Here is a 1,307-nt window from a genome sequence, read left to right on the forward strand (position 1 = left end):
CAAGAAATGGACCATGCCGATCCAGAATTGGAAGCTTGCTCTAAATCGCTTTATTATCGAGTTCGGTGATCGCCTGAACGGTCACCTGTAATGGAGTGGGCAGTTACACAGAATCATTTACAGGCTCATCAAGTGCCCGTTCTATAGCGATCTGTGCCGTTACTAAGGCTTTACCTGTTAGTAGTTTCTCCACCTTGTTTAAGGCTCCTTTATACATAACCTCAAGGGTCTCTTCTGATTTAGCTCGTTTGAAACGAATTACCAGGTCATCATACTCAAATGACAGCACACTTATCTCTTCGAGAGAAGCTACTTTGCCATTAGTGTTTTTGTGTATTTTCATGAGTATATAGTCTTATGTTTAGATATAATTTACAACCTACATACAGCCTTCGAGTTAAACATTAATTACATCCTGATGTTTGCATTTCGCCCGACTCATTAGTAGTTGATTCAGATGAGGTAGTATATGTTATTATGTCCTACATGCAATAATCATATTTAAATTTTAAAGTATGCACTGAGCAGTTTAATTTGTTTATGGAATAATGCCATGTTTAATTTGGCCGATAAGATCCATAACAGCCTCAACTCCAGGAGGGGTGCTCAACATTAGTATGGGACTCTCATCACCCAAGGCTCTGGAAGGCGACTTAAGCCACTGAATTGCAGTTGAAACATCTCCATCAAAAAGCTGCAAAGCCGCATCCAATGTCCTTATGAATACGTATAGTCTTATGCTTTGCTCTGATGATAAAACGTTCTTGCGCTGTATTTTTCCCTTGGTAAAGGTGACGTTAGCTAATTGGCAAATCGTGATTTCATCGATCTGCGTCATGATGGATAGTTTTTTTACGATCTCATATGAGAATCCAGCTAGAGTCTCTTTGTGTGCATCAACAGGCTGCTTAGGCAATGACAATGTGGCCAGAAGGCCATCTGGCTTTCCAACTAAATTCTTGGGGGGGTTGTATGAGGTTCCGACATTCATAGCTGCCTCGTGTGTATCACAAAATTCATATTATATAGACAGTGGATTACCACCCTATTCTAGGCACACTTCCTGTTCAGGTTGTTTAAGCGACTTCCCCATCAGGTAATGTGCAACATTGAGCGTAGATGGCAACATTGCCGCTATCCTATACGAAATATCAACCTAGCGAAGATTTTCCGTTGATATGCTTAACCATCCCCTCATATGAGCGAGGCGTGGCGCGGCTTCTGAGGTATGATCGCCATCCTTGACCAGCTAATACCCAACAGACTATCCCCATGTTTAACCACGAACTAATCCTCAACCACATCGA

The 1,307-nt window shown here is 41.6% G+C and carries 2 protein-coding genes; both read right to left on the reverse strand.

Annotated elements, in window-relative coordinates:
- Nucleotides 1–103: 103 nt before the first annotated feature.
- Nucleotides 104–343, reverse strand: a complete 240-nt coding sequence (locus ACLHZ1_RS20460) for a hypothetical protein (protein WP_427263524.1) — start codon at nt 341–343, stop codon at nt 104–106.
- Between the two features lie 195 nt (nt 344–538).
- The gene (locus tag ACLHZ1_RS20465) at nt 539–991 is read right to left on the reverse strand and encodes an antitoxin Xre/MbcA/ParS toxin-binding domain-containing protein (RefSeq protein ID WP_427263525.1); all 453 of its coding nucleotides are present in this window, start codon (nt 989–991) and stop codon (nt 539–541) included.
- Nucleotides 992–1,307 lie beyond the last annotated feature (316 nt).

The sequence above is a fragment of the Aeromonas sobria genome, from assembly GCF_050266975.1.
In the GTDB taxonomy this organism is placed as follows: Bacteria; Pseudomonadota; Gammaproteobacteria; order Enterobacterales; family Aeromonadaceae; genus Aeromonas; species Aeromonas sobria_B.

Excerpts from the sequence above, each read along its gene's own strand:
- ACLHZ1_RS20460 (WP_427263524.1), bottom strand. The coding sequence starts at position 343 with ATGAAAATACACAAAAACACTAATGGCAAAGTAGCTTCTCTCGAAGAG.
- ACLHZ1_RS20465 (WP_427263525.1), bottom strand. The coding sequence starts at position 991 with ATGAATGTCGGAACCTCATACAACCCCCCCAAGAATTTAGTTGGAAAG.